This is a genomic window from Pedobacter steynii (genome assembly GCF_001721645.1).
Taxonomy (GTDB): domain Bacteria; phylum Bacteroidota; class Bacteroidia; order Sphingobacteriales; family Sphingobacteriaceae; genus Pedobacter; species Pedobacter steynii_A.
In genome coordinates, this window is the sequence record NZ_CP017141.1 from 5,746,154 (window position 1) to 5,773,055 (window position 26,902).

Consider the following 26,902-nt stretch of genomic DNA (forward strand, 5'->3'; position numbering starts at 1 on the left):
ATGAATATCAAGAAACTCATCCTGCAAGGCGAAGGAACTACCCTGGATTTCAAGAAAACAATTACCAGCAACGAAAAGATTGCCAAAAGTCTCGTCGCTTTTGCCAACAATAAAGGCGGACAATTATTAATCGGAGTTGCTGATGACGGAACCATTAAAGGAGTAAAATCCGAAGATGAAGAAAGGTATATGATCACTAAATCCGCCCATCAGTTCTGCCGGCCGGCAATAGAACCTGAGTTTGAGGAGATTTATGTGGACGACAAACTGGTCCTGGTAGTCAGCATCCAGGCCAGTGATACCAAACCACATTATGCCCTGGATGAAAATAAAAAATGGTGGGTTTATTTCCGGGTACAGGATAAGAGCCTTCTGGCCAGTAAAATCATTGTAGATGTCATCAAAAAAAGCGGAGATCAGAACGGACAGCTCATCAGTTATACGGACTACGAAAAGAAACTCTTTGAATACCTGGGGCAACAAGGTCGGATTACCTTAAAAGAGTTCAGCAAAATTACCAGAAGCTCTTATAAAAAGGCACAAAAAGTACTCGTAAACCTGATCATAAGCGGTGTAATTCAGCCACACACTTCGGAAAAAGAAGAATATTTCACGTCAATACAATAACAACTGGATGTAAAATTATTTTACATCGCCTAAAAATAAAGCCGGAATTACCGACTTTTGCAACAATGCTAAGTAAACTTTATTCAAAATATAAACCTTATTATTCAGACAATTTACGTCTGGCTATGCCAATTGTAGTTTCACAACTTGGGCATACGCTCGTTCATTTAGCTGACAGTGTAATCGTTGGACACTTTGCCGGTACCGTACAACTGGCAGCAGTATCTCTTGTGAACAGCCTTTTTATGCTGATCCTGGTTCTTGGAATGGGAATTTCTTATGGATTGACTCCATTAATGGCCCAGGAAAACGGAAGAAAAAATTACGATGAATGCGGCAAGCTCCTATCCAACAGCCTCATCATAAATGTGATCACTTCTATCCTGCTTTATGCCTTTGTGCATCTGGGCACCTTATTGGTCATTGACCACATCGGCCAATCCCCGGAAGTGGTTGCCTATGCAAAACCCTATCTGGGGTATCTGGGGATATCCATTATTCCCCTGATGATTTTCCAGACTTTTAAGCAATTTGCAGAAGGACTGGGATTTACCAAACAAGCGATGTTTGTTTCCATCTGGGGCAACCTGCTGAACATTGTTCTGGGAATCATTTTTGTTAAAGGGATGTTCGGTATTACGCCTATGGGGGTTAAAGGAGTTGGCTTAAGCACATTGATAGACCGTTGCCTTATGGCAACTGTAATGTCCATATATGTGATGAGATCGCAGTATTTTAAGGCTTATATCAAAAGCTTTAAGCTGACCTTCTTTGACAAAGTCAGGGCGCTGAAAATTGTTAAAATAGGTGCTCCGGTAGCTTTACAATACTCATTTGAGATCAGTGCCTTCAGTGGTGCCGCCATCCTGATCGGAACCATCGGTGCCGTGGAACAGGCCGCTCATCAGGTAGCCATCAACCTGGCTTCAGTAACTTATATGATGGCCAGCGGAATCGCGTCAGCAGCCACCATCAAAACAGGAAACAATTTTGGAAAGAAAAATTTCAATGACCTCAGACAATCTGCTATTGCCAGTTATCATGTCATTATTCTCTTTATGAGTATTACTGCAATCTTATTTATTGTTGCCAATAACCTGCTTCCCTATATTTACACAGAAGATAGCGCAGTAATCAATATTGCCGCACAGCTATTGATCATTGCAGGATTCTTCCAATTATTTGACGGTACTCAGGTCGTTGGTCTGGGTGTACTGAGAGGAATCGGCGACGTAAATATCCCCACCATCATTACTTTTGTGGCCTATTGGATTATTGGAATTCCATTGGGCTATCTGCTGGGTATTAAACTCGACTGGGGGGTTAGTGGAATCTGGTATGGGCTTACTTTTGGCCTTTTAACCGCTTCTACATTGCTTTTTTTCAGATTTCAGAATAAAACCCGTCTGTTGATCTCCCGGGCGGCATAATTCTATGGAAAATGAGGCTGCTAAAGAGGCCTTTTCGGAATTGACTTCTTCCTGGTTTTGTTTTTAGGCGCAGTAACTTTAGGCGGAGCAATTCCGGTCACCTCCCCAACAGGATTGGTCTGAATAGGGTCAAGGGCTGATCCCTCATCTTCTCTTTTAAAATAGGCATCCTTATCCTGAATGGTCAATGCCGATTTAAAGTGTTCAGTGGACCTCAAAATATGGTAGGTCTGTACTTTGCCTGTGCTATCGGGAAAAGACAAGGAATCAGGAACCCTGGAATTCTTAAAATAAGCATCCAGCTTTTCCGGGGTCAGATTTTCCGGCAACTCTCTTTTTACAGCAAAATAACGTCCTTCCCGCTCTTCTTCAAATAAAAACAAACTGTCGTTTTTTAGCTCAGCCTTCAGAGATAAAGGAGGAGAGTCTGCTGCACTGCTATAATACAATACAAAATCATTCCATTCCGACTGAGGATGGAAAGCATAAACCTGGTTACTTTCTTCCCCGGGGGCGTTGGAAACTGCTCTGGAAAGGAAAAATTTATGGACAGGTTTGGCAGTAAAGTCTAAATGATTAGTACGACTGAAAACAGATTGATCACGCGAATGCAGCAATTTAAAGCTGCTTGCATCAAAGACATCCTCAACGCTCAGTGCAACAGAGACATTATCGGCATAACCTTTAAAAGTGAAATGTTTTCCATTTCCCAGTCTGCTATTGTACCCGCCAAAGATCAGGAAAGGATCTACCGAGGTCTTCTCTTCTTTCAGGCTCAACTTCCCTCCCTCCTCCGTCCAGCTGCCGGTCAGCACCTGATCTACTGATCCGTAACTCAGGGAGAATAAGAAACGGTGGTCAGGTAAAATTAAAAGCTCCTGAGCGATTTCCGGCTTTGTGCCATTATAGCTTCCGACAAACGCACTTTTTTGTGCATAACCGGCCAGGCTAAGCAATAACATCGCAGTCAATAATGTCGTTTTTTTCATTATTCCTCTTCTTTTTTTACTGCACGCTCAATCATCAGGCTTTCCTTATGAATGGCATTCATGACGCTAATGATTAGTTTCGCAGATAATCCTTGCTCTGCTCCCATTTTAACATTCTTATCCAATATTTGTTTGAACCGTCCTTTTTGAAGCGGAGCGATATTATTTTTCATTTTGTAAATACCAACTTCTTTTACCACCCGCTCCCGCTCTCCCAGAATTTCGATCAGTTTCTGATCCAGGGAATCAATCTTCTTACGATGGAAAGTCAACGTGGTATCACTGCTTTGTGCATAGGAAAATCCGGAAAACAACAAACAGATCAGTACAGTAAGCGGGATGGAATAAATGAATTTCATAGGAGATAAAGCTTGATTAACCAGCGCTAATTAAGGGACAATTGAATCAAAATCAAAGAAAAACAGCAGAATCTTTCTAAATAGTTTTGTTTATTCAGAAAGATATTATAATATTGCCTACTAATTCCATAGATTTTATATATGACCAAACAATTACTCCATCTGATCTCTGTTATTTTTAGAAATAATGCTGAAGAATATAGGTGTTGCTGTTGCCTGATGTTATCGATTCCATCCTCCAACAACCGCATTAATAACCCTTCACACCACCCTTATTCCTAAAAATTTAATGAAAACAAATTTAACCACAAACAAAACCATTCTTTTTACCCTCATCTTTTTAATTACCATATTCAGTCAGCTAAGACTAAATGCACAGGAAAACCAGCTTATTGAGGTAAGCGGTACAGTTACAGATCAGGAAAACAGTGCTCCTCTTCCAGGAGTAAACGTATTGATTAAGGGAACCATTGCCGGTACCAATACCGATGGCAGCGGTAAATTTAAACTCCGTTCCAAACTAAAATTCCCTTTTACCCTGGTGTTTACCAGCGTGGGATTTAAATCTCAGGAATTCCAGGTAAATGACGCAGGATCAAAATTAAACATTGCCCTCGTTACACAGACCATCCTCGGGAACGAAGTCGTGATTACGGCATCCAGAGTACAGGAAAGCATACTTAAATCTCCGGTAGCCATTGAAAAACTAGACATCAGGGCCATCAGAGAATCTCCGGCTCCCAGTTTTTATGATGCACTGGAGAATGTCAAAGGTGTTCAGATGACTACCTCCAGCATCACATTTAAAGTACCCAATACCCGGGGTTTTAATATCCCAAACAACTTTCGCTTTGTACAACTTGTGGACGGCGTAGATATGCAGGCCGCCACCCTCGGAGTGCCGCTTGGTAATGCAATAGGCCCCACAGAATTAGATATTGCCAGTGTAGAAATCACCCCGGGCGCCGCCTCTGCTTTATATGGCATGAACGCCATCAATGGAATGGCAAACCTGATCACCAAAAGCCCTTTTCAATACCAGGGATTAAGTATTTATACGAAAAACGGACTGAATCATGTTGGCGGAACCGGAAGAAGCGTTAGTCATCTTTCAGAAACGGCATTGCGATATGCAAAAGCATTCAACAACAAGTTCGCTTTTAAAGTAAACCTGAGTTATCTCCGCGGAACAGACTGGCTTTCGGATACCCGTACAGATCAGAACCCGAACAATTTAAACACCGCAAATCCATCCTTCCCGGAACTGGCAGGAAACGAAAACAACCCGGCATATGATGCCTGGAATAAATATGGGGACGACAATGGAAGTAATGCAGTAACCATCAGCGGCATTAACAACATTCCCGGAAAAACAGGAAACCAAAGTATCATTGTCAGACGTACGGGATATTATGAGAAAGATGTAGTCAACCCTATAGTCGACAACCTTAAATTTGATGCTGCCCTACACTACCGGATTACAGATAATGCGGAGCTCTCCTATCAGTACCGTGTAGGTAAAATGGATGGTGTATTTCAACGCGGAAACAAGATCCAGCTGGATAATGTCGTAGTTCAGAACCATAAACTGGAACTTAAAGGGTCAGATTACTTCATCAAAACTTATGTTTCAGTAGAAAATACCGGCGACTCTTACAATATCAAACCCCTTGTGGACAACCTTGATATTACCAGTGGAGGTACCAATTCCGTCTGGGGAGCAAAGTTTAAAACCGCGCTTCAAAATGAAATTAATAGCGGAGTACCCCTGGCTCAGGCCCTGAGAACAGCCAGAAGTGCTGCCGATGCAGGCCGTGTAGAACCCGGAACTCCGGCATTCAATGAGTTGAAAAATACCATCGTAAAAATCAACAACTGGGACCATAAAGCTGTTGTTGGCGGTGATGCACCTGCTACGGGAGGTGCCTGGCTTCGTCAATTGAGCCGTACCTATCATGCAGATGGACAATGGGACCTATCCAGCAAAGTAAAATTTGTAGATCTTTTAGTAGGTGCCGACGCCCGGATTTACGAAGTGATTCCCGATGGAAACAACTTTGTCGACTTCAAAAGACCAAATGCAGAGCGAAACCAGCCTTTGGCCGATGGCAGTTTTGGCGACAATGTATACTATAAGAAATTTGGCGCTTTCACCCAGGTAACCAAAAAGTTTTTTGATGAGCGGTTAAAAGTATTCGGTTCACTGCGGGTAGATTATAACCCGGAATTTGAAGCCAAATTTAACCCCAGAGTTGCAGCAGTATATACCCTTGCCCAAAAGCACAACTTCCGGGCTTCCTTCCAGAATGGCTATCGCTTTCCGGCTCTTTTCGAGGCGCTTTCTTTTGTAAACAATGGAAATATCAGAAGAGTTGGCGGACTGGAGTACATCAACAAAGACCTGAATTACCTGGACAACTCCTATACACTTGCTTCAATTAACACTTTTAATGCTGCAGTAAATAAGGATGTTGCAACCGGAATAACGGCTAATGATGCTGCTTTAAAAAACCGCGCGCTATTAGAGGCAACCACACTGACTGCCACTCAGCCAGAAAGAATCAACTCTGTAGAAGTTGGCTATAAGAGTGTGTTGCTTGACAATAAACTGGTCATAGATATTGATGCTTACAGCAATCAATATACCGGATTTTTAGGCCAGGTGGAAGTAGCAGTCCCTTATCAGAAAAATGCCGACAATCCCCTATCCACTCAAGCTACAGTCGGGACGGATGAAGCGGTAATTGCGATGTTAGCTGCCAACAGAAACGGACAGCAAACCCGTTACCGTGTGTATACCAATGCAAAAAACAAATACAACAACTTCGGGTCTTCCCTTGGATTGACTTATAACTTTCATAAAAAATACACACTTGCCGGAAATGTAAGCTATAATGACATCACAGAAAACAAACAAAAAGATGTCTTTGTTACCGGCTTCAACACCCCAAACTGGACCACTAACATTTCCTTTGGGAACCGCGAAATTGTAAAAAATCTTGGTTTTAACATCGTGTGGAGATGGCAGGAGAAATTTTTATGGGAAAGTCCGCTGGTAAACGGAACTGTACCTGCCTATCATACTTTTGATGCACAGGTCACCTACCGGGTTCCACAGGCAAAAGCAAACCTCAAAGTTGGAGGTACCAACCTGTTTAATAAAAAATATGTACAGTATGCAGGAGGCCCCACCCTTGGCGGGCTTTATTATGCAGCCGTCACCTTTGACGGTTTGTTAACCAAATAGATTTTCAAAAGAACAATTAGAATGAGTTTACAAGATAACGATATCGGCCTGGCCTTACAAAGAAGCAGATCTCAGGAGAAAAAGTGGAAGAGAATCGCCTATTTCTGCCTGTTTCTTCTTGCCGCTTTGTTTATCGGATATGCTGTTACCTCCTACCTCTCCTATGCGTCTGTTGTTGCTTTTGGAAAAGAGCTTTACGGGCAGATGGACGATCAGTTTCTCTGGATGCTGGCGGTAGGTTTCCTTGCTCAAATGGTGGACGGTGCACTTGGCATGGGTTACGGGGTAGTATCAACCACCTTACTCCTGTCGGGAGGATTAAACCCGGCAGTAATTTCCGGCAGCATCCATACCGCGGAAATGTTTTCCAGTGGTGCTTCCGGATTCAGTCATTATCGCTTTGGTAACGTCAATAAAAAACTATTTAAGACCTTATTAATTCCGGGAGTACTGGGGGCTATTGCCGGGGCATTATTACTTGGATATGCAGGAGAAGCCTTCTCTCAGTATATCAGACCGGTAATTTCCGCTTATACCCTTGCGCTGGGGATTAAGATTCTCAGTAATGCCTTTAAGGAAAAACCTAAACCTCAAAAAGTTAAACGTGCAGGCTGGCTTGCCGGCGCAGGAGGCTTTCTGGATTCTTTTGGCGGAGGCGGATGGGGCCCTTTGGTCACCTCCACCCTGATCTCAAAGGGAAGAACACCCAAATATGTGATCGGATCAGTCAGCTTAACTGAATTTTTCGTCACCATGGCCAGTGCAGTCACCTTTTTCTTTATTCTTGGGGTAAGTCATTGGCAGTCTATATTAGGTTTAATTGTAGGTGGTGTCGCTGCAGCTCCAATCGCAGCCCGTCTGGTGGGCAAACTCCCAATGAAGAAAATGTTTATCGGAGTAGCGGTCATCGTGATCCTTTCCAGTCTGAGGATCATCTGGAATTCGCTGGACAAGTTAATTTAAAAAATACCGGATTGCCTTAAGTAATGATAAATCAACATTATTTAAGGCAATCTTTTTGTTTACGATTAAATATTTCTATACAAAATACTTATATCTTTCCTTCAAAAAACAAGGAAAGAAAGAGGTTGAATAACTCATTTTCAAAAGATTAGCTATTTGTCAAATAAAAGAATAAATTTGCTATCAGTATCAAATGGCAAAGACTCTCCCCTCCTTTTTTCAGCGTTTCAAAACACCTGCTCTCGACAAAATGATCATTGAAGAAGAGGTCAGAACAGCGAACCTCAGCAGAGCCACCGCCATCACCGGACTATTTGTTCCGGTTACGATCATTATCCACTTATATTTCAGTTACAATACTTTTGGTAAACAACCGCACACCTTAAACCCTCTGGACAATTTCTTCGCTTTAAATAGCTATCTGGGCCTGATCTGTCTGATTTTATTTTTAAGCGGTTTATGGTTAAAACGCAGCTCCAGGGAGCACACTCTTTTGATTAGCCTGTTCCCTCACCTGGTATTTTTGGTCTTTGCCACTGCCGGGGCACTTTGTTCGATTTATGACCAGGCATTGGACAGGACCATTATCATTTTTCTTCTGGCCTGTCTTTTAAATGCATCGACTTTACTCATTCGTCCGCTGAATCTGATCCTATATCTGACTGTTGTTTATCTCTTTTTCTGTTACGGGGTATATTTAACCCAACCGGATCAACAGGAAGTCATGCTGATTGCCATAGATGCACTCTGCGTGATTGCCGTAACCTATGCAATTGGCCGGGTATTCTGGAACAACAACCTGACCCGCCTCAAGCAAGACCGCTTAATTAAGTCCCAGAAATCGATACTGGTGCACCAATATGAGAAACTTTCTCAATCAAATGTGAAACTGGAAAAATCAAATGCCAGTAAGGACCAGTTCTTTTCTATATTGGCACACGACCTCAGGGGACCGCTCAATTCTGCAATCGCATTGACAAAATTCCTGGAAGAAGGCCTATTTGAAAGTGATCATGAAGAGCGGCAAAAGATGTATAATCTTTTACAAAACAGCTTAAACAACAGCTCCAAATTGTTAGAAAATGTATTGCTATGGTCGACCAACCAGGCCGGTGTACTCCACTTTAAACCCATGCGGCTCAATGTGTATGAAACCGTCCAGTCGAGCATTGAAATCCTTAAAATTGTAGCGGCTCAAAAGAACATTGAAATAATCAATTTAGTATCAAAGTACCTTTCCATCTCTGCAGATATGGACATGATCCATACCGTATTTAGAAATCTGCTTTCCAATGCCATTAAGTTTACGCCGAATTTTGGAAGCGTGGAAATTCGCTCTGAGCTCGTCATCAACGAACATAACGGCCGTGAATCAGTACGGATTTCAGTCGTTGACTATGGTGTAGGAATGAGCAGTAAAACACTGAACAATCTATTTCGCATCGAAAAAAAAATGATCGGCTTAGGCACTAATAATGAAACCGGAACGGGCTTAGGGCTCGTCTTGTGCAAAGATTTTATTGAAAAACACGAAGGAAGTATCATTGTCGAAAGTAAGGAGAACGAAGGAAGTAAATTTATTATAACTTTGCCTGCCCGAACCTAAACCGACCGCAACTAAACCGACACCAGATGACACCTGCTTTTAAGCAACATTTTTCCCAGACATTCTCAAAATACCGATGGATGTTGCATGTGTTGTTCTGGGCACTGTTTTTATCGCTAAACTATTTAAGAATGGTTCAGAGCGGAATATTTAACAACCCTAAGTTTCCGGCCCCATTTCCAGCACTTACCTTCACGATCTTTTTTATCGCTGTATTCTGCCAGTCTTATATCGTTCTTTTATGGATCATTCCCCTCTATAAAAGCAAGAAGAAATACATATTCTGGTTTTACCTGCTAACGAGTGTTCTGCTTGGATTTCTGATTTATATCCTGGGTAGCAGGCTGGTGATCAATGAAATCCCTGTCATGCGTGTAAATCCCGACTTCGAAATACTCCGGATGATGGAGCGAAGGATGATGATGTATATCTTTCTATCGTCAGTTTTTATCGCTTTTTATTACTTTGTGGATATATATGACCGCCAGAAAGAAATCCGCAGACTGGAACAGTTTAAGACTCAGAAAATTGCCCTTGAAAGTAGTTTTTTAAAATCGCAGATCAATCCGCATTTCCTGTTTAACACCCTGAATAACATTTACGCACTGAGCTTAAAAAAGTCTCCGCAAACACCAGTTATTATCGAGCGATTGGAATCACTGCTTCATTACATGTTATACGAATGTAAAGCAGATCTTGTGCCTCTGGAAAATGAATTCACCTTTACCAACAGCTATATTGCCCTGGAGAAATTGCGACATAAAGAAGAGCAATGCAAAGTGACCATTAACATTAAAGGGGACATTAGGGGTCATCAGATCGCTCCTCTGTTGTTGATTAATTTCCTCGAAAACTCGTTTAAACATGGTACCAAAACCAGTTTTGGCAATTCATGGATTCACATGGAAATAGAGGTTACCAACAAGGATTTTCGTTTTAATCTTCAAAACAGCAAGCCAACCAACCCCATTCATCAGACCTTTTCTGAGTACCGTGGTGGAATTGGCTTAAAAAACGTGAAAAGAAGGCTGGAGATTTTGTATCCCCGTCGCCATAAATTAACCATAAATAATAACCCTGATCATTTCGAGGTCGATTTAATCCTTAATTTTTAGCACATGAGCAATTTTGTACAATTAGAGATTAATGAGCGAAACAGGTGGATCTATTTCAATAATTACCGATGGGTAGCGCATGTCGTTTACTGGATCTGGGTACTGGTTGTAGGGACGATATTAAGAACTAAGGAACCGGTTACATTTTTCCTTATTTTCAATAATTTTCTATTGGCAAATTTATTGATTGCTTCATTTTTCTATCTCTATTGCCTGTACCTTATTCCTTACTTTTTTAAGCGCAATAAATATTTCCTTTTCTGGTTTCTGGTGATCGCTGGTTATCTCAGTATTTCCGCACTGGATGTTTTTTACAGCAAGGCATTTATCAAATATTCTGACCCGGACCCTGTCAAAAGCCAGGGTTTCTTTCCCGACTACCTGAACAACCTGGGCGGATACCTGGCTAATTTTCTTTTTTTCTCTATCATGTTGTTTTTCATGGAGAAGAATGAAGAAAACAATACTCTGCTGGAACTGGAGAAAGAAAAAAAAGAAATTGAACAGGTTAAACTTGATTTTTTGAAGACCAATATCAGTCCGGACTTTTTATTGCGTTCCTTACATCAGTTAAAGGAATCTGCCCGGGTCCCTGAAGAGCATACGCCAGAAGCAATTCTAACCTTCTCCGATCTGCTGAGATACCGCCTCTACCGGGGCAGACAGGCCGAAACACCTTTAAAGGAAGAGCTATGTGCTTTCGCATCCTTCATACACTTTACCAGCTTCAACAACCAACTGCAGATCGTATACAATCAACAGGGAGAAGCTGAAAACAAACAACTTGCCCCTCTCGCACTGATTAATCTGCTGGAGCCTTTCTGTAAAGTCTCAAATGAGCAACCTGTACCCCTTGAAATCATGCTGCTCATCGAAGCCGATGAGTTGTTGATGGAAATGAATTATGCACAGAAAGCTACGCCTCAACTCATCAGCGATCTGGAAATTTATGAGGAAAATTACGTACAATTGTATGGAAATGCTGTAAAATTCAAATTTGATAATCATCAGGACGACAGCTTCAATGTAAAACTTTCCCTGCCCCTGTTTTAACTTTCAAGAAATGTACCCAACCCCATTTAAGGCTGTACTGGCTGCGATATGCGTTCGGACTGAGTCCACGTTAAGTCCACACTGAGTCCACAGTGAGTCCACAGTGAGTCCACGTTTTTACTGCAAAAAGGTGGACTCGCTATGGAGTTATCGTTTAGTGATAATGGATTCAGTACGAACTCAACCCGGATTAGCCTCGTTCCAGGCCTGGGTTAATGCAGCGAGAAATGTTTCCGGAGACTGGGCACCGGAGACTCCTAATTTTTCATTAAGAACGAAGAAAGGAACACCACGGATACCTATTGTTTCTGCTGTTTTTTCATCATATCTGACTTCGTCAGCAAAATCCTCACTATCCAGAACCGCTGTCATATCCTGAACATCGAGCCCCGCTTCTGTTCCGATTCCGATTAAAGAGGACCGGTCGTCGATGTTCTTTCCATCCGTAAAATGAGCCTTAAATAGCGCCTCTTCCATTTCATCTCCCAAACCTTTTGACTTTGCCAGCTGGATCAGACGGTGTGCATCGAAGGAATTGGCGATAACAGAACGCTCCAGATTAAAGTCCAGACCAACTTCCGCCGCAGTTTCAGTTACATGCTGGTGACTTTCTGCGGCCCATTCCCTGCTCTTTCCATAACGCTCGGCCAGGTATTCTTCTGAACTTTTATCCAATACGGTAACCATATTCGGATCAAGCTCAAAGCTATGCCATTCCACTTCTACCGCTCCGCGATGTTCAAATTCGGCCAGCGCAGATTCAAACTTCCTCTTTCCTATGTAACAAAACGGACATCTTACATCCGACCAGATATCGACCTTCATTTAGCTATGTTCTATTTTATAAATTGTAGTTTGTTTATAAGTTTCCCCTGGCCTCAGTACCGTACTTGGGAAAGATGGAATGTTGATTCCGTTCGGATGATGTTGGGTTTCCACACAAAAAGCTTCATAAGGATGATACGCTGCCCCGCCCTTTCCATGTTTCACCGACAGGTATTTTGAGGTATAAAGATGTGCTACCGGTTCTGTAGTATATACCGATAATTTTAAGCCGCTTTTTTCTTCGGAAGTTTCTGAGGCAAGGGTCAGTTCCCCATATTCTTTATCCAAAACGTAAGTCTGATCGTAACCTTCTTCCGGATCCCAGTCCTTAGCAATTCGTTTTCCGCCAAGGAAGTCGTGTATCGTGCCTTCTACAGGAATCAAGTTACCAGTAACAACATAGTTATCATCCTGCTCCAGATAATGGCTTGCAGGCATTCTATGAAAGTGGTTTCCAATTGAACCCAGATCAGGAGACAGGTTAAAATAACTGTGATGGGTCAGGTTGATTGCTGTAGCTTCGTCTGTACTGGCTTTAAAATCCAGGATCAGTTCATTATCGTCAGTCAGCTTAAAGGTCAGTTGAATGGTCAGATTTCCCGGAAAATGCTCTTCTCCGGCAGGACTTACGTATTGTAAGGTCAGACTAGGATCGATGGTCGATAGCACCTCCCAGACCCGTTTGTCAAATCCGGTATCACCTCCATGCAGACAATCACCTCCCTTGGCTTGTGTCAATTGATAAGTTTTTCCGTCAATGCTAAATTTCCCACCCTTAATCCGGTTTGCATAACGACCAATTACAGCTCCCAGATAAGGGTAGCCTTCCAGATAGTCGTCGCTGATATATCCTTCAAAATCATCAAAACCCAAAACAATATCCTGCTTTTCGCCAAGTTTATTGGTTACTATAAACTTATTAATGATCGCACCATAATTATATATTTTTACATAGGTGCCATGTGTATTTGTTAACTCAATACCAAGGATCTCCTTACCGTCAATAAATTTCCCGGTCTTGATTAGCTTTGTTTCCATAAATTGTATATTAGGGCGGTTGTTATTTCAAAACAATACTATCAATACTTTACCTAAATCAAAAAATTAAATCAAAATATTACAATGAAAGCGGAATTGACCGAGAAATTCTTAGAGCTATATGGACAGGCGCCAAAGGCTAACTATTTTACCCCAGGACGGGTAAACCTTATTGGCGAACATATCGATTATAACGGCGGACTGGTGATGCCTTGCGCAGTTACTTTAGGGACCTGGTTGAGCATTGCGCCGAATCAGGATCAGGTGATCCGCTTTAAGAGCCTGAACTTTCCCGAACAACATGAAATTGCATTGCAGCCCGCTTATACAAAAACCGGTTCAGAATGGTACAATTACCCTCTTGGCGTTTTTCATGAAATCCTCAAAAAACACCAGATTCCCACCGGACTGGACCTGCTCTTTTACGGTAATATTCCTATTGGTTCCGGATTGTCTTCTTCTGCTTCAATAGAAGTTGCAATGGCATATGCCCTGAACGATTACTTCAATCTCGGTTATGAAAAAATTGAAATCCCCTTACTTGCGCAAAAGGTAGAAAATGAGTTCATTGGTGTAAATTGTGGCATCATGGATCAGTTTGCGGTGGCTTTCGGAGAAACCGATAAAGCGCTGGTGCTAAACTGTGATACCTTGAAATACAAGTCTGTAGACTGCCACCTTGGTGAGTATTCACTGGCTATTATCAATACCAATAAGCCAAGAAAACTGGCAGAGTCCAAGTACAATGAAAGAGTTGCTGAATGTCAGGCCGCTTTAGCTCAACTCAATGAGGAGATTAAGCTCAACAACCTTTGTGAACTGAATGCCGAGAAATTTTCCCTGCACAGTCATTTGATTACAGATGAAACCGTTTTGAAAAGGGCTACACATGTGATCCGGGAAAATGACCGGGTGAACCTTGCTGCAAAAGCTTTAAACGAAGGTAATCTGGAGGAATTTGGGCGCTTAATGTATGCTTCTCATCAATCCCTGAAGGATCTATACGAAGTTACCGGTGCAGAACTGGATGCAGTGGTTGAATTTTGTAGCGGCTATGAGCATGTAATCGGCGCCAGAATGACAGGTGCCGGCTTCGGAGGATGCGCAATTGCCTTGCTAAAGAAAGGTCAGGAGGAAGATTTCGCCAGACAACTAACTGATTTCTATGTAGAACGAATCGGCTACCCGGCTGCGATCTATATCAGCGAGATTGGTAACGGTGCTTCTGCAATTTAATAACAAAGTATATCCATGAAAAAATTAAAATTAGACGAGCTGAACCGTGTAGGTGTGGAAGAATTTAGAGAACAAGAGAAACTACCCGTTATTGTCGTATTGGACAATGTACGCAGTATGCACAATATCGGCTCTGTTTTCCGGACTTCAGATGGCTTTGCAATTGAGAAATTATACCTCTGTGGCATTACCGCTCAGCCCCCTCACCGTGAAATTGAAAAAACTGCTTTGGGTGCCACCCAATCTGTAGAATGGCTGCATTTTGAAAGTACCATCGATGCAGTAGCGTCTTTGCGTAAGGATGGATACCTTATCATAGGGATTGAACAGGCTGCCGGAAGCACTATGCTAAATACGTTTCAACCAAAAGAAGATCAGAAATATGCCCTGATTTTTGGAAACGAAGTAAATGGAGTAAGTGATGAAGTAATGGCACAGATTGATGAATGTATTGAAATCCCACAGTTTGGAACCAAGCATTCCTTCAATATTGTGATCTCTGCCGGTATTGTACTCTGGGACTTCTTTGCTAAACTAAGGTTGTAATTGATTTTCTTGATTAAAGGAGGATAAAGATGGACAATAAATTGCTTAAAAAACTACATGTTAAGGCCGGTTTTAAACTCCTTGTTGACAATGCTCCGGAAAATGTAGCCGAATTACTGGGTGATTTTGATTCGATACAATTGAGCTTTAACGCAGAAAAAACATTTGATGCTTTGTTGCTGTTTGTACAGAATAGTCATGAGTTAAAAGAACAGCTGAGCATTCTTTCTGCTAGACTAAAAGCAGATACTTTATTCTGGATTGCCTACCCTAAGAAAAGCTCCGGGATGGAGAGCGACCTTCACATGATGGCCCCATGGGATGAGGTTAAAGTTTATCAATTGACACCCTGTGCCTCAGTTTCTATTTCTGAAGTCTGGACAGGCATCCGGATGAAGCCAATAGACCTGGTGAAGGCCTCGCCGGTTAGAAATGAACTTATTCAGCAAAATGATTTCTCAAACTATGTGGATGTGGCTAATAAAAAGGTTTTTCCTCCGGCAGATCTGGGTAAAGCCTTACATGAACATCCCCTGGCGCTTAGTTATTTTGAATCACTTGCCTATTCTCATAAGAAAGAATATGTGCTCTGGATTTTAACGGCCAAACAGGAAAAAACAAGGATCAGCAGAATTGAAAAAACCATTGCTATGCTACTGGACAAAAAGAAAAATCCGAACGACAAATAGGTATATTTCCATTATAAAAAGGGTTGCTTATCTCTGATAAGCAACCCTTTTTATTTACCGGGTGTTAAAGCGCGTTGAGCACAATTATTTTGCCCACCATACCTTTTCCGAAGTCAGGATACTCTGCTGAGGCTGAGGGTTTGAGGTAATCTCCTGTGAAGGATAAGGAAAACGCTGTGGGATGTATGGCCTGAATGCATTCTGAACCACATTCAATGCAGGATATCCCGTTCTGCGCCAGTCATTATAAGCTTCCAGTGATAAAAAACTGGCCACGAATTTTTCCTTGATCAGGCTCCTCAGCGGATTTACCGGATCCAGAACCGAATGAATTGCAGTATAGGCATCTCTGTCTGCTGCATCCACTCCTAAGAGATTCATATGTGCTTCGATGGCGCTTTTCAGAACCGGCTGGGCAGCCAGTGCGCCTGATTTAATCAATGTTGCTTCAGCTTTAATAAAAAGCGCTTCCGCATAAGTGGCCAGATAGACCGGAGCTGATTTACCTGTTTCTTCATCCGCCTCTGTATAGCCTCCTACCCTCGGTGATACACTGGCATAAATGGTAGGATCTGTGGTTGGAACCGTTCCGCTTTCTCGGCCCTCATAATCTCCTCCAGATCCCGGAGAAGCCAGAAATGGCAGCCTGGGGTCGTTGCTCGCTTTAAGCATATTCACAAAAGTTTTGGAAAGGACTACCCCACCGGCTCCAGGCAAAGTGCCCTGATACCATGGGTTCTCTCCTTTTGCTTCGCCTGAATATTTGACTTTAGCATTATCGGCATTTGCAGAAAATCCATTTTGCAAAGCGGCAAGCGCCAGATCAGCCTGAGTGGCAGCAGAGTAACCGGCAGCTTTGCTGAGGCGAAGGTAATACCTTGCTTTAAGCGTATAAGCCAGCTTTTTCCAGGAAGCAAAAGTTCCTCCATAGATCAAATCATCACTTCCTACGCGAATTCCTGCAGGCGCAGTATTCAGGATCACAATCGCCTGATCAAGCAGACTTTGGATTAATTTGTAAATATCTTCCTGCGAATCATATTTTGGCTTTAGATTGCCTAATGCCTGAAAAGCTTCAGAATATGGAATATCCCCCCAAAGATCAGTACAAACAGCTAAATTATAGGCCAGTAAAACTCTTCCGATTCCTGCATAACCGTTGTTGCCCGCTTTTTCGGCTTTATCAATCATAATCCTGGCATTAATAAAAACTGCGGGATACAAATCAAAGCTCCAGGTATTGTTTACATCACTCGGTGTGATCCGGTAAGAATCAATCTCCGGAGCCGGCTGATTAATTGCCAGTTGTTGTGTCCAGTATGCCGAAACGCTGCCGGGAAATCCTCCAATAATATTGGTGGTGGTATAAAGTTCCAATGGTGTCAGAATCAAAGCTTCCTGTACGTCCAGTGGATTATTGGGATCCTTATTGATATCTAAAAATTTCTTACATCCTGATGCGGATACCAATAATAAAAATGCGATGAATATATAATATGTCTTTTTCATGATGTTCGATTTAGAAAGTAACTTTTACAGCAAAATTATAGCTTCGGTTAGATGGGGTGACGAAATTGGTAAAGCCGCCACCATTCCCCGTACCATACAAACTTACTTCAGGATCAGAACCGGTATAATGCGGTGTATAGAACCATAAGTTTCGTCCGGTAGCAGAAACACTCAAACCCTTAATCGGAGTTTTCTTTAATAAGGAAGCCGGGAAATTATAAGATAAACTCACTTGTCTTAACTTCACGTAAGTCCCATCTTCCACTCCGTTTTCATCCACCTGAGAATAATTATTTTGATAATAGGCCTGATCTATCGCCGCTACTTTTGTATTTGGCTGTCCATCTTCAGTTACCCCGTCGAATACCTTACTACCGGTCCTGTCTTCGGTTAACTTAGTGACCCCATAGAAATTAAGATAGAAATTATCCAGATTATATACATCTCCACCTTTTTTCATATCCAGTACTGCAGAAAGGCTAATGCCTTTATAGGTAAAGGTGGTTGTTAAGCCAGCATTCCATTTAGGCACCGTATTTCCGATCGGGCCCAGCGCCTCATCAATAATGGGATATCCATCGGCATCGATAACCAGCTTTCCAGCATCATTACGACGGTATTTTGAACCGTAGATTACGGCGTATGGCTGATCCTTATAGGCAAAAACCCCGGGGCTTACAAAACCCGCAAACTGAATATTATCCAGATTCTGACCAATCTCCGTCACCTTATTATTGATTTTAGCGAAGTTAAGTCCGATTACCCAGGTGATATCTTCTGTTTTAACCGGCGTGCCACTAAGTATTAATTCAATCCCCCTATTGTACATACTCGCCGCATTAATAACCGCAGAGTTGGCTCCACTTGATGGTGTGATGGGTGTAGTACTGATCAGATCGATACTATTCTTATTAAAGTAAGTTGCTTCAACGTTAAACCTGTTCTTAAACATTTTTAGCTCCAATCCGGCCTCGAACTCTTTTAACCCTTCGTTTTTCAGATTAGGATCACCTTGTACGTTACTCAATAGGAATCCGTTAACTCCACCGTAGGGAAACTCAATATTACCAATTGTGGGTTGTATATAAGGTCTGCCTATGCTGTAAGGCGGAACATTATCATTTCCTACATAAGAGTAAGAAAGGCGTATTTTACCAAAATTCAGGATAGAATTGCTGCTTAAGCCAAGAGGTTCTGTGAATATAAAACCCACAGAGGCAGAACCGTAAGGATAGAACTGTTTATCCTTACTGAGAACCGAAGTACCATCGTATCGGCCGGTTAGTGAAAGTGAGAGCATTCGCTTATACTCCCCTGTCATCTGTGCGTAAACCCCAACTTTTCTATAATTCTGTTCCGTTATCCTGGAGATGACTGTTGAGGCATTGGCAATGTTATAATAGTTCTTTACAGACAGACCAATCCCCTTATCAAATACTGATTTTTGATCAGAAGAAAGGATGTTATTCCCCAATAGTATGCTTCCAAAAAAATCATCTCCGAAATTTTTCTTTGCTTCGATAATTAAATCATGATTGTACTGTCTGAAATTGATCTCCCGGTTGTACATTTTACCGTTTGCAGATTCTCCTCCAACAATACCCTGAGCTTCATGATAGGTAGTTGCATCATTAAAGATATCTGCGCCAATCCTTTCGGTAATGCTGAGCCAGGGAAGCGGGTTATAATTTATCGTAAATACAGGCAGGAACCTGTTTACAACAGATCTGAATTTCACATTGTCTACCAGCCAATAAGGATTATTTCTTGCCGCGCGGTACAGACGCTGACTTCCGTCCGGATTTGTAGTAGGAAAAGGATCCCATGAAATCGGCGCAGAATATACCGTCCAGAAAGGACTCGCCAGGCTATTTCCTTCCGGCAAACGATCATTAACAGTATTCACGTAATTCAGCTGCCCGATAACCGACACCTTACTGGTCAGTTCATGAGTAAATTTTGTAAAGAAAGCATGACGGCCAAAATTTGTAGCTGGCATCGTACCTTTTGTATTCAGAAGCGAATAAGAAACCAGGTAACTGGACTTATCCGTTGAACCATTGACAGCAAGCGTGTTGTCTGTCGTGAAACCTTGCCTGAAGAACTCCTCTCTCGGATCGTGTTTTGTAACCGGTTTTCCATTCACCATTAACCCGTCAATCAGAGGGCCCCATGATCCGGAGCTTAGCTGCCCGTTATTTCCATCTACATATGTTCCATTCGTACCTTGTGCATATTTATCCTGGAACTCCGGAAATATAGGATTATCAAGCGTAATGCCAGAAGAAAGAGCTATAGAGGTTTTCCCTTTCCCTGTTTTTGTGGTGATAATGACTACCCCCCTTGCAGCAGCGGAACCATAAAGGGCGCTCGCGGCCGCACCTTTCAAAAGAGAAACATTCTCCACGATATTGGGGTCAATGTCGATTGCTCGGTTTGCCGTTCCACCCGCACTGAGCGCTCCGTCGGGATTTCCGGCTTCAGAGTTGTTAATTGGTACTCCATCTACCACGATTAAGGCTCCGTTTTCTCCGGTAAGTGAGGTATTACCCCTGATTACAATTTTAGAAGAACTACCCGCAGCTCCACTTGAATTGGTGATCTGTACTCCTGCAACTTTACCAGCCAGGGCGTTTATCAGGTTGTTCTCTTTAGCCGCAACCAAAGCATTCCCATTCACTTCCTGCGTGGAATAGGTTAACGTTCGTTTCTCCCGCTTAATACCAAGCGCAGTAACAACAATTTCATTTAAATTTGTTTCATCATCTATTAAAGAAACATCTACCTGGTCATTGCTTCCAATTGCTTTCGTTTGGGTTTTAAAACCCAGGTAGGAGAACTCTAAACTCAGGTTAGTACCACTCACCTGAATAGAGTACCTTCCGTTTGCCCCTGTTTGGGTGCCTACTTTTTGTCCTTTCAGCCTTACGGATACTCCTGGGAGAGGTTGTTTATCGCCGGCGGCGATTACGGTACCGGTAATGGTCCGTGTTTGTGCCCAAACTGTTATCGTAAACAACAAGAGCATCATTAATGATAGTAATGGTTTTTTCATAGGTCAGTTAAATTAGATACTTACCTTAATTTAAGCTTTTAAGCACTTTAAAAGACCAATACTGTCTCATTTCCGTTACACAAAAACACAAACATCAATAAATCAACAATTTACACCATAAAACCTCCATAAACTTGGCCTTTTTTGGATAAAAATGAGGATTCAATTAAAGAATTGGCAATATAAAATTTGGTGGTTCAGGCAAAAAAATTATCCTGTTTATATTTCTATGATTATTTTTTCTTTTGATTTCTTTTATTGAAATTTTATGGAAAGTCGGGCGCAACCGTTTACTTATTAAATATTGTAAAACAAACATAATACCACTAAAAAAGCCAGTATTTCTATTTTATTCCATACAATATATCGAAAATTAACTTTCCTTAGATTAACTACCAAAAAGTAAAATACAGGATCATCATTTGCAAATATTTCTGTTTAATCTGCTTCGCATTTAACAATTTTGATAGTCAAAACAAGCCATAACATAAAAAACCCGGCAGGCTGAATGCCTCCGGGTTTTCTTATTGAAAACAGATTGAATCTGTTTATTTATGCATAAGGTATGCCATCTTTCGATGCCAGGCTGCTATGTCCCATCAGGTATTCATCTACCTTACGGGCCGCTTCACGACCTTCAGATATCGCCCATACCACTAACGATTGTCCGCGGCGCATATCTCCGGCAGCAAAAATTTTAGCGATATTGGTCTGATATTTACCTTCTTCAGCTTTTACATTTCCTCTGTTATCCAGCTCAACACCTAACTTCTCAATCAGACCTTCTTTCTGAGGGTGCAGGAAGCCCATTGCCAATAATACCAGCTGACAAGGCAGATCGCGTTCTGTTCCGGCTTTCTCTTTAAAGTTCAAGGGTCTTCCGGCAGGATCAATTTCCCATTCTACATCCACTACTTTTAACGCTTTCAGGTTTCCATTTTCATCTTTAATGAATTCCTTGGTATTTACTCCCCAGGCCCGCTCACAACCCTCTTCATGTGAAGAGGTTACTTTTAAGAGCATTGGAAAAGTTGGCCATGGCATATTCGGTGTACGATGCTGGGACGGCATCGGCATAATTTCGAACTGCATCACAGATTTAGCCCCCTGACGGTTAGAAGTACCGATACAATCTGAACCAGTATCTCCACCACCGATTACGATCACATCTTTACCTGTAGCAAGAATTGCATCTCCATCTACATTTATACTTCTGACACGTTTATTTTGCTGTTTCAGGAAGTCCATTGCAAAATGAACACCTTTAGCCTCACGGCCTGCAATTCCCAGGTCTCTTGGAATAGTCGAACCTCCGGCCAATACGATAGACTGGTATTCTCTGAGTAAAGTATTCAACTCTACGTTTACTCCAACATTGGCATTACATTTAAAAACAATCCCTTCTTTTTCCATCAGGGCTATCCTTCTGCTCACCACGTCCTTCTGAAGTTTAAAATCAGGAATCCCATAGTTCAATAAACCTCCAGGTGTATCATCACGTTCATAAACCACTACTTCGTGCCCGGCTTTATTCAGTTGTGCTGCAGCTGCCAGACCTGCCGGTCCGGATCCGATTACTGCCACCTTTTTGCCCGTACGGATTAAAGGCTGTTCTGCTTTGATGTACCCTTTATTAAAGGCAATCTCTATAATATGTTTTTCTATTTCTTCGATAGATACAGGCGATTTGTTGATCCCAAGTACACATGCTGATTCACATGGCGCAGGGCAAATCCTTCCGGTAAATTCAGGAAAATTATTGGTACTCAACAAGATGGTTGATGCCAGCTGCCAGTCTCCTTTATATACGGCATCGTTAAATTCCGGAATCACATTTCCCAGCGGGCAGCCCGACTGACAAAAAGGAACACCACAATCCATGCACCTTGCTGCTTCACGGTTTACCTGTTCTATTTCATAATTCTGTACGAATTCATTATAATGCTTTAAACGTTCTTTAGCATCTTCTTTTACAGGAGCAGTTCTTTCATACTCTAAAAATCCGGTTACTTTTCCCATAGTTAAGCTATATTTAGTTTAGTGGTTCTAGTCATTTTGTGTTTCAATTTTCTCTGGTTCATGCGATTAAACGTTCACTTTTGCCCTATTCATCAATACTGCTTTGTACTCTTTAGGGAATACCTTAATGAAGTGAGCAGACTGAGTAGTCCAATCGCTTAAAATAAATTTCGCAATGCTACTATCTGTAAGCTGAATATGTTTCTTCAGCAAGATGTTAATGCGCAATTCATCCTGTTCATCCAGCGGATCAAGATCCACCATTTCCTTATTACATTTACCAGCAAATTCACCTTTAACGTCATAGATCCAGGCTACACCACCGCTCATTCCGGCAGCAAAATTACTTCCTGTATCTCCGATTACCAGAACTTCACCACCAGTCATGTATTCACAACCATGGTCGCCCAGACCTTCTACTACTGCGGTAGCACCGGAGTTCCTTACGGCAAAGCGTTCACCCGCCTGTCCTCTTACATACAGCTCACCTGAGGTTGCGCCATACAAAGCCACATTACCAATGATGATATTTTGTTCCGGCACATAGCTGATCGTGCTGAATGGATAGATCGACAACCGTGCTCCCGATAGTCCTTTTCCAACGTAATCATTGGCTTCACCTTCCAGTTGCAAAGAGATCCCTTTAGCAGCAAAAGCACCAAAGCTTTGTCCTGCAGAACCCTTGAACTTGAAATTGATCGTATCCGCAGGTAATCCCTGACTTTTATAAATTTTAGAGACTTCGTTAGACAACATCGTACCCAATGCACGGTTGGTATTCTTTACTTCAAACTCTCTGTATATTGGTTCTTTATTTAACAAAGCAGGTTCAGCTGCTTTAATTAAAGCATGGTCCAGAATATCTGTTAAGCCGTGATCCTGTTCTTCGGTCTGGTACAGGCTCAGTCCATTGTCCGGAGCTTTGTACAGGATTGCAGATAGATCAAGATCTTTTAACTTCCAGTCTGTCGGATCAATCTGACGTAAGCTCAGTGCATCTGCCTGACCCACCATTTCTTCTACCGTTCTGAAGCCCAGTTCCGCCATTGTTTCTCTCAGTTCCTGAGCCAGGAACATAAACAGGTTTACCACATGATCAGCTTCTCCTGTAAATAATTTTCTAAGGTTAGGATCCTGGGTTGCTACCCCTACAGGGCAGGTATTCAGGTGGCATTTCCTCATCATGATACAACCAGAAGTCACCAGTGCGGCAGTAGCTACCCCCCATTCTTCAGCACCTAAAAGTGTAGCGATGGCAATATCTTTACCTGTTTTCAGCTGTCCGTCTGTCTGAAGGACTACCCTGCTGCGCAAACGGTTTTTCACCAATGTCTGATGTGCTTCTGCAAGACCAAGCTCCCATGGTAAACCGGCATGCTGAATAGAAGTCAACGGTGAAGCACCTGTTCCTCCATCAAATCCGGAAACCAGGATCACATCAGCATGTGCTTTTGCTACCCCTGCAGCAATTGTACCTACTCCTGCTTTAGAAACCAGCTTCACATTGATTCTGGCTTTATGATTGGCATTTTTCAGGTCAAAGATCAGCTGCGCCAAATCTTCAATTGAATAAATATCATGGTGTGGAGGTGGAGAAATCAAACCTACGCCAGGTGTAGCGTGACGAACCTTTGCAATCCAGTCGTCCACTTTATCACCAGGTAGCTGTCCGCCTTCACCAGGTTTTGCACCCTGTGCCATTTTAATCTGTAACTCATCTGCATTACTCAGGTAATAACTCGTTACTCCGAAACGAGCGGAAGCAATCTGTTTGATCGCTGAGCGCATAGAATCACCGTTAGGCAATGTTTCATAACGCAATTCGTCTTCACCGCCTTCTCCGGTGTTGCTTTTTCCACCGATCCTGTTCATGGCAATAGCCAGTGTAGAATGCGCTTCATGTGAAATTGAACCGAATGACATTGCTCCTGTCGCAAAACGCTTCAGTATATTTTCAATTGGCTCCACTTCCTCCAAAGGCACCGCCGGGCGTTTGTAATTGAACTCAAACAAACCGCGAATGGTATAAGCCTGATGCGTTTGTTCATTTACCAGCTTAGAATATTGTTTATAAACGTTATAATCGTTCTTTCTGGTTGCATTCTGTAATAAATGGATCGTCTGCGGATTGAACAAATGCTGCTCTCCTTTACGTTTCCACTTATAGTTACCACCAGTAGGCAGGATAGTATCCGGACGGGTTGCAGAACCGAAAATACGGTTGTGTTTGATCAATGCTTCCTTAGCAATTTCGTCCAGGCCTAAACCACCGATTCTCGAAACAGCACCGGTAAAATAGTTATCGACCACCTGTTTATTGATTCCCAGAATCTCAAAGATCTGTGCACCGTGATAAGACTGTAAAGTAGAAATTCCCATTTTCGAGAAGATCTTCAATAATCCGTTATTTACGGCATAAATATAATTCTGAATCAGTTTGGCTGGTTTCACCTCCAGCTCAGCTTCGAAACCTGTAATGGTTTCTTCTGCTAAGTAAGGATTTACTGCTGTTGCACCAAAACCGATTAAACAAGCAAAATGGTGTACTTCCCAAACATCTCCGGCTTCTACGACCAAACCTACATCCCCTCTGTAACCTTTACGGATCAGGTGATGGTGAACGGTAGAAACAGCCAATAAAGATGGAATCGCAGCATGTTCAGAATCTAAAGCACGGTCAGACAGGATGATCACCTGGAAACCGTCTTCTACTGCATCTACCGCATAGCGACAAAGTCTGTCCAGGGCTTTTGCCATTGCTCCCGGTTTTCCGTTTGCCCTGAAATAGGTTTGTAATGTTTTAGATTGAAAAACACCTGTATCGATACTTCTGAGTTTCTCCAGCTCCAGATTTGTTAAAATCGGGTGTTTGATCCCCACACAATGACATTGCATTGCTTTTTCTTCCAGGATATTCCCGTTATTTCCCATGAAGCCGGCAAGACTCATCACCACCTTTTCCCTGATCGGGTCAATTGGCGGATTCGTTACCTGTGCAAACAGCTGTTTGAAATAAGAAGAAAGGTGTTGAGGTTTCTGAGACAATACCGCCAATGGAATATCAGTTCCCATAGAACCGATTGGCTCTTTGGCATCTCTGGCCATTGGTTTAAGGATCAGGTCAATGTCCTCACGGCTATAACCAAACACCTGCTGGTATTTAAAGATAGATTCCTGAGAAAGGCCACTGAACACCACTCTTGGGTCAGAAAGTTCTTCCAGGCGGATCTGGTATTGGTTTAACCAATCTGCATACGGCCTGCGGCCACATACCTGTTGCTTGATCTCCGTATCACTGATGATCCTGCCCTGCTCCATGTCTACTACAAACATTTTCCCAGGGGTTAACCTTCCTTTTTCGATGATTTTACTTTGATCCAAAGCCAATGCGCCTGCTTCTGAGGCCATGATCACATGGTCATCTTCAGTGATGGCGTATCTTTGCGGACGAAGACCATTTCTATCCAGGGTGGCACCAATCAGATTACCATCTGTAAAGGATACTGCTGCAGGTCCGTCCCATGGCTCCATTAAGGTAGCATGGAATTTATAGAATGCTTGTTTAAGCTCATCCATATCGTCGTTACCATCCCATGCCTCAGGAATCAACATCATGAGTACATGTGGCAGCGAACGGCCTGCATGAAGCAATAGTTCTACTATATTATCTAAACATCCTGAATCGGAATTGGATTCATCAATTACAGGAAGTAAAATATTCAATTCTTCCGGAGTAAAGTAAGAAGAAGCCAATGACTTCACACTTGCTCTAAACCAGTTCAGGTTTCCCTGTAAGGTGTTAATCTCTCCATTATGAGCGATATAACGGAAGGGCTGTGCCAGCTTCCAGGAAGGAAAAGTGTTGGTTGCAAAACGGCTATGGATCAGGCCAAACGCAGAAACTACGCGTTTATCACTTAGCTCTGTAAAGTAACTTCTCACCTGCAGCGAGGTCAGCTGTCCTTTATATACTATAGTACGTGAAGAGAATGAGGCAATATAAAACTCGCCATTGATTCCCTTTACCGTATTATTTATGGTTTTTGAGAGGTAATTTTTAAATACATAAAGTTTACGTTCAAAGTCTGCCCCTGCTGTGATTGCATAAGGACGTCCAATGAACACCTGCTCCATTTCAGGTTCTACCGACAATGCCATGTCGCCGATACCTTCGGTGTTGGTCTGCACTTTTCTGAAGCCTAATACTTCCAGGCCCAGTTTCTCTGCCGCACGGTAAATAATTTCTCTGCACTCTTCTCTTGCCTTCACATCTTTGGGTAAGAATAACATGCCTACCCCATAGTCTCCGGACTCGTTCAGACTGAACCCAATCTTAAGACATTCGTCGTACAGAAACTCGTGAGGGATCTGTATCATAATACCTGCGCCATCTCCGGTATTAATTTCTGCTCCGCAAGCTCCGCGGTGATCAAGATTCTCAAGAATGGTAATGGCGTCGGAAATAATTTGTTGCGACTTTCTGCCCTTGATATGGGCAACGAAACCAATGCCACATGCGTCGTGCTCAAAACGCTGGTCGTATAACCCTTGCTGATCTTGTGTTTGTTCCATAAGTTTAATTTAGTATTGTGGTTG

At 42.3% G+C, this 26,902-nt stretch carries 18 protein-coding genes; 10 read left to right on the top strand and 8 right to left on the bottom strand.

Annotated elements, in window-relative coordinates; translation table 11 throughout:
- Together BFS30_RS23800 and BFS30_RS23805 are read left to right on the top strand one after the other, a co-directional pair.
- Complete coding sequence (locus tag BFS30_RS23800; RefSeq protein ID WP_069381581.1) at positions 1-627, top strand: helix-turn-helix domain-containing protein; 627 nt, start codon at positions 1-3, stop codon at positions 625-627.
- Between the two features lie 65 nt (positions 628-692).
- Complete coding sequence (locus BFS30_RS23805) at positions 693-2,057, top strand: MATE family efflux transporter (protein WP_069381582.1); 1,365 nt, start codon at positions 693-695, stop codon at positions 2,055-2,057.
- Between the two features lie 20 nt (positions 2,058-2,077).
- On the opposite strand, the gene BFS30_RS23810 is transcribed toward BFS30_RS23805, so the two are convergent.
- Both BFS30_RS23810 and BFS30_RS23815 read right to left on the bottom strand, forming a co-directional pair.
- The gene (locus BFS30_RS23810) at positions 2,078-3,046 is read right to left on the bottom strand and encodes a hypothetical protein (protein WP_069381583.1); all 969 of its coding nucleotides are present in this window, start codon (positions 3,044-3,046) and stop codon (positions 2,078-2,080) included.
- Positions 3,046-3,405: a chorismate mutase gene (locus BFS30_RS23815; protein ID WP_069381584.1), complete on the bottom strand. Its 360-nt coding sequence runs from the start codon at positions 3,403-3,405 to the stop codon at positions 3,046-3,048. Before BFS30_RS23815 ends, BFS30_RS23810 begins: the two co-directional genes overlap by 1 nt.
- A 289-nt stretch (positions 3,406-3,694) precedes the next feature.
- Here BFS30_RS23815 and BFS30_RS23820 point away from each other — a divergent pair, with 289 nt between their 5' ends.
- The 5 genes from BFS30_RS23820 to BFS30_RS23840 all read left to right on the top strand — a co-directional run bounded on the left by BFS30_RS23820 (position 3,695) and on the right by BFS30_RS23840 (position 11,389).
- The gene (locus BFS30_RS23820; protein WP_069381585.1) at positions 3,695-6,652 is read left to right on the top strand and encodes a TonB-dependent receptor; all 2,958 of its coding nucleotides are present in this window, start codon (positions 3,695-3,697) and stop codon (positions 6,650-6,652) included.
- 21 nt (positions 6,653-6,673) lie between these two features.
- A complete protein-coding gene (locus BFS30_RS23825; protein WP_069381586.1) occupies positions 6,674-7,615 on the top strand; it encodes a sulfite exporter TauE/SafE family protein in 942 nt (313 codons plus the stop codon).
- 193 nt (positions 7,616-7,808) lie between these two features.
- Positions 7,809-9,221 carry a sensor histidine kinase gene (locus BFS30_RS23830; RefSeq protein ID WP_069381587.1) on the top strand — a complete coding sequence of 471 codons (1,413 nt, stop codon included), beginning with the start codon at positions 7,809-7,811 and terminating at the stop codon, positions 9,219-9,221.
- A gap of 26 nt (positions 9,222-9,247) precedes the next feature.
- Positions 9,248-10,336 carry a sensor histidine kinase gene (locus BFS30_RS23835; RefSeq protein ID WP_083252215.1) on the top strand — a complete coding sequence of 363 codons (1,089 nt, stop codon included), beginning with the start codon at positions 9,248-9,250 and terminating at the stop codon, positions 10,334-10,336.
- A gap of 3 nt (positions 10,337-10,339) precedes the next feature.
- Positions 10,340-11,389 carry a histidine kinase gene (locus BFS30_RS23840; RefSeq protein WP_069381589.1) on the top strand — a complete coding sequence of 350 codons (1,050 nt, stop codon included), beginning with the start codon at positions 10,340-10,342 and terminating at the stop codon, positions 11,387-11,389.
- 180 nt (positions 11,390-11,569) lie between these two features.
- Here the strand turns inward: BFS30_RS23840 and BFS30_RS23845 are convergent, their stop codons facing one another.
- Entirely contained in the window at positions 11,570-12,214 is a 645-nt protein-coding gene (locus BFS30_RS23845) for a DsbA family oxidoreductase (RefSeq protein WP_069381590.1), read from the bottom strand.
- A complete protein-coding gene (locus BFS30_RS23850) occupies positions 12,215-13,252 on the bottom strand; it encodes an aldose epimerase family protein (protein ID WP_069381591.1) in 1,038 nt (345 codons plus the stop codon). It abuts the gene before it with no gap.
- Positions 13,253-13,336: 84 nt separating this feature from the next.
- Between BFS30_RS23850 and BFS30_RS23855 the strand changes: the two genes are divergently transcribed.
- The 3 genes from BFS30_RS23855 to BFS30_RS23865 are packed head-to-tail and all read left to right on the top strand — an operon-like array spanning position 13,337 to position 15,723.
- The gene (locus tag BFS30_RS23855) at positions 13,337-14,488 is read left to right on the top strand and encodes a galactokinase (protein WP_069381592.1); all 1,152 of its coding nucleotides are present in this window, start codon (positions 13,337-13,339) and stop codon (positions 14,486-14,488) included.
- Between the two features lie 15 nt (positions 14,489-14,503).
- Positions 14,504-15,034 (top strand): RNA methyltransferase, encoded by a 531-nt coding sequence (locus BFS30_RS23860; RefSeq protein WP_069381593.1) that lies wholly within the window; start codon positions 14,504-14,506, stop codon positions 15,032-15,034.
- A 29-nt stretch (positions 15,035-15,063) separates the two neighbouring features.
- The gene (locus BFS30_RS23865; protein ID WP_069381594.1) at positions 15,064-15,723 is read left to right on the top strand and encodes a YdeI/OmpD-associated family protein; all 660 of its coding nucleotides are present in this window, start codon (positions 15,064-15,066) and stop codon (positions 15,721-15,723) included.
- Positions 15,724-15,807: 84 nt separating this feature from the next.
- Here the strand turns inward: BFS30_RS23865 and BFS30_RS23870 are convergent, their stop codons facing one another.
- The 4 genes from BFS30_RS23870 to gltB all read right to left on the bottom strand — a co-directional run bounded on the left by BFS30_RS23870 (position 15,808) and on the right by gltB (position 26,878).
- Entirely contained in the window at positions 15,808-17,232 is a 1,425-nt protein-coding gene (locus BFS30_RS23870) for a SusD/RagB family nutrient-binding outer membrane lipoprotein (protein ID WP_069381595.1), read from the bottom strand.
- 10 nt (positions 17,233-17,242) lie between these two features.
- Entirely contained in the window at positions 17,243-20,287 is a 3,045-nt protein-coding gene (locus BFS30_RS23875; protein WP_069381596.1) for a SusC/RagA family TonB-linked outer membrane protein, read from the bottom strand.
- Between the two features lie 552 nt (positions 20,288-20,839).
- Positions 20,840-22,306: a glutamate synthase subunit beta gene (locus tag BFS30_RS23880; RefSeq protein ID WP_069381597.1), complete on the bottom strand. Its 1,467-nt coding sequence runs from the start codon at positions 22,304-22,306 to the stop codon at positions 20,840-20,842.
- A gap of 66 nt (positions 22,307-22,372) precedes the next feature.
- Positions 22,373-26,878, bottom strand: coding sequence for a glutamate synthase large subunit (gene gltB / locus BFS30_RS23885; protein WP_069381598.1), 4,506 nt, complete (start codon positions 26,876-26,878; stop codon positions 22,373-22,375).
- Between the last annotated feature and the right edge of the window lie 24 nt (positions 26,879-26,902).

Bases quoted from the DNA above. Each gene is read 5' to 3' on its own strand.
- BFS30_RS23800 (WP_069381581.1), top strand. From the start codon at position 1: ATGAATATCAAGAAACTCATCCTGCAAGGCGAAGGAACTACCCTGGAT.
- BFS30_RS23805 (WP_069381582.1), top strand. From the start codon at position 693: ATGCTAAGTAAACTTTATTCAAAATATAAACCTTATTATTCAGACAAT.
- BFS30_RS23810 (WP_069381583.1), bottom strand. From the start codon at position 3,046: ATGAAAAAAACGACATTATTGACTGCGATGTTATTGCTTAGCCTGGCC.
- BFS30_RS23815 (WP_069381584.1), bottom strand. From the start codon at position 3,405: ATGAAATTCATTTATTCCATCCCGCTTACTGTACTGATCTGTTTGTTG.
- BFS30_RS23820 (WP_069381585.1), top strand. From the start codon at position 3,695: ATGAAAACAAATTTAACCACAAACAAAACCATTCTTTTTACCCTCATC.
- BFS30_RS23825 (WP_069381586.1), top strand. From the start codon at position 6,674: ATGAGTTTACAAGATAACGATATCGGCCTGGCCTTACAAAGAAGCAGA.
- BFS30_RS23830 (WP_069381587.1), top strand. From the start codon at position 7,809: ATGGCAAAGACTCTCCCCTCCTTTTTTCAGCGTTTCAAAACACCTGCT.
- BFS30_RS23835 (WP_083252215.1), top strand. From the start codon at position 9,248: ATGACACCTGCTTTTAAGCAACATTTTTCCCAGACATTCTCAAAATAC.
- BFS30_RS23840 (WP_069381589.1), top strand. From the start codon at position 10,340: ATGAGCAATTTTGTACAATTAGAGATTAATGAGCGAAACAGGTGGATC.
- BFS30_RS23845 (WP_069381590.1), bottom strand. From the start codon at position 12,214: ATGAAGGTCGATATCTGGTCGGATGTAAGATGTCCGTTTTGTTACATA.
- BFS30_RS23850 (WP_069381591.1), bottom strand. From the start codon at position 13,252: ATGGAAACAAAGCTAATCAAGACCGGGAAATTTATTGACGGTAAGGAG.
- BFS30_RS23855 (WP_069381592.1), top strand. From the start codon at position 13,337: ATGAAAGCGGAATTGACCGAGAAATTCTTAGAGCTATATGGACAGGCG.
- BFS30_RS23860 (WP_069381593.1), top strand. From the start codon at position 14,504: ATGAAAAAATTAAAATTAGACGAGCTGAACCGTGTAGGTGTGGAAGAA.
- BFS30_RS23865 (WP_069381594.1), top strand. From the start codon at position 15,064: ATGGACAATAAATTGCTTAAAAAACTACATGTTAAGGCCGGTTTTAAA.
- BFS30_RS23870 (WP_069381595.1), bottom strand. From the start codon at position 17,232: ATGAAAAAGACATATTATATATTCATCGCATTTTTATTATTGGTATCC.
- BFS30_RS23875 (WP_069381596.1), bottom strand. From the start codon at position 20,287: ATGAAAAAACCATTACTATCATTAATGATGCTCTTGTTGTTTACGATA.
- BFS30_RS23880 (WP_069381597.1), bottom strand. From the start codon at position 22,306: ATGGGAAAAGTAACCGGATTTTTAGAGTATGAAAGAACTGCTCCTGTA.
- gltB (WP_069381598.1), bottom strand. From the start codon at position 26,878: ATGGAACAAACACAAGATCAGCAAGGGTTATACGACCAGCGTTTTGAG.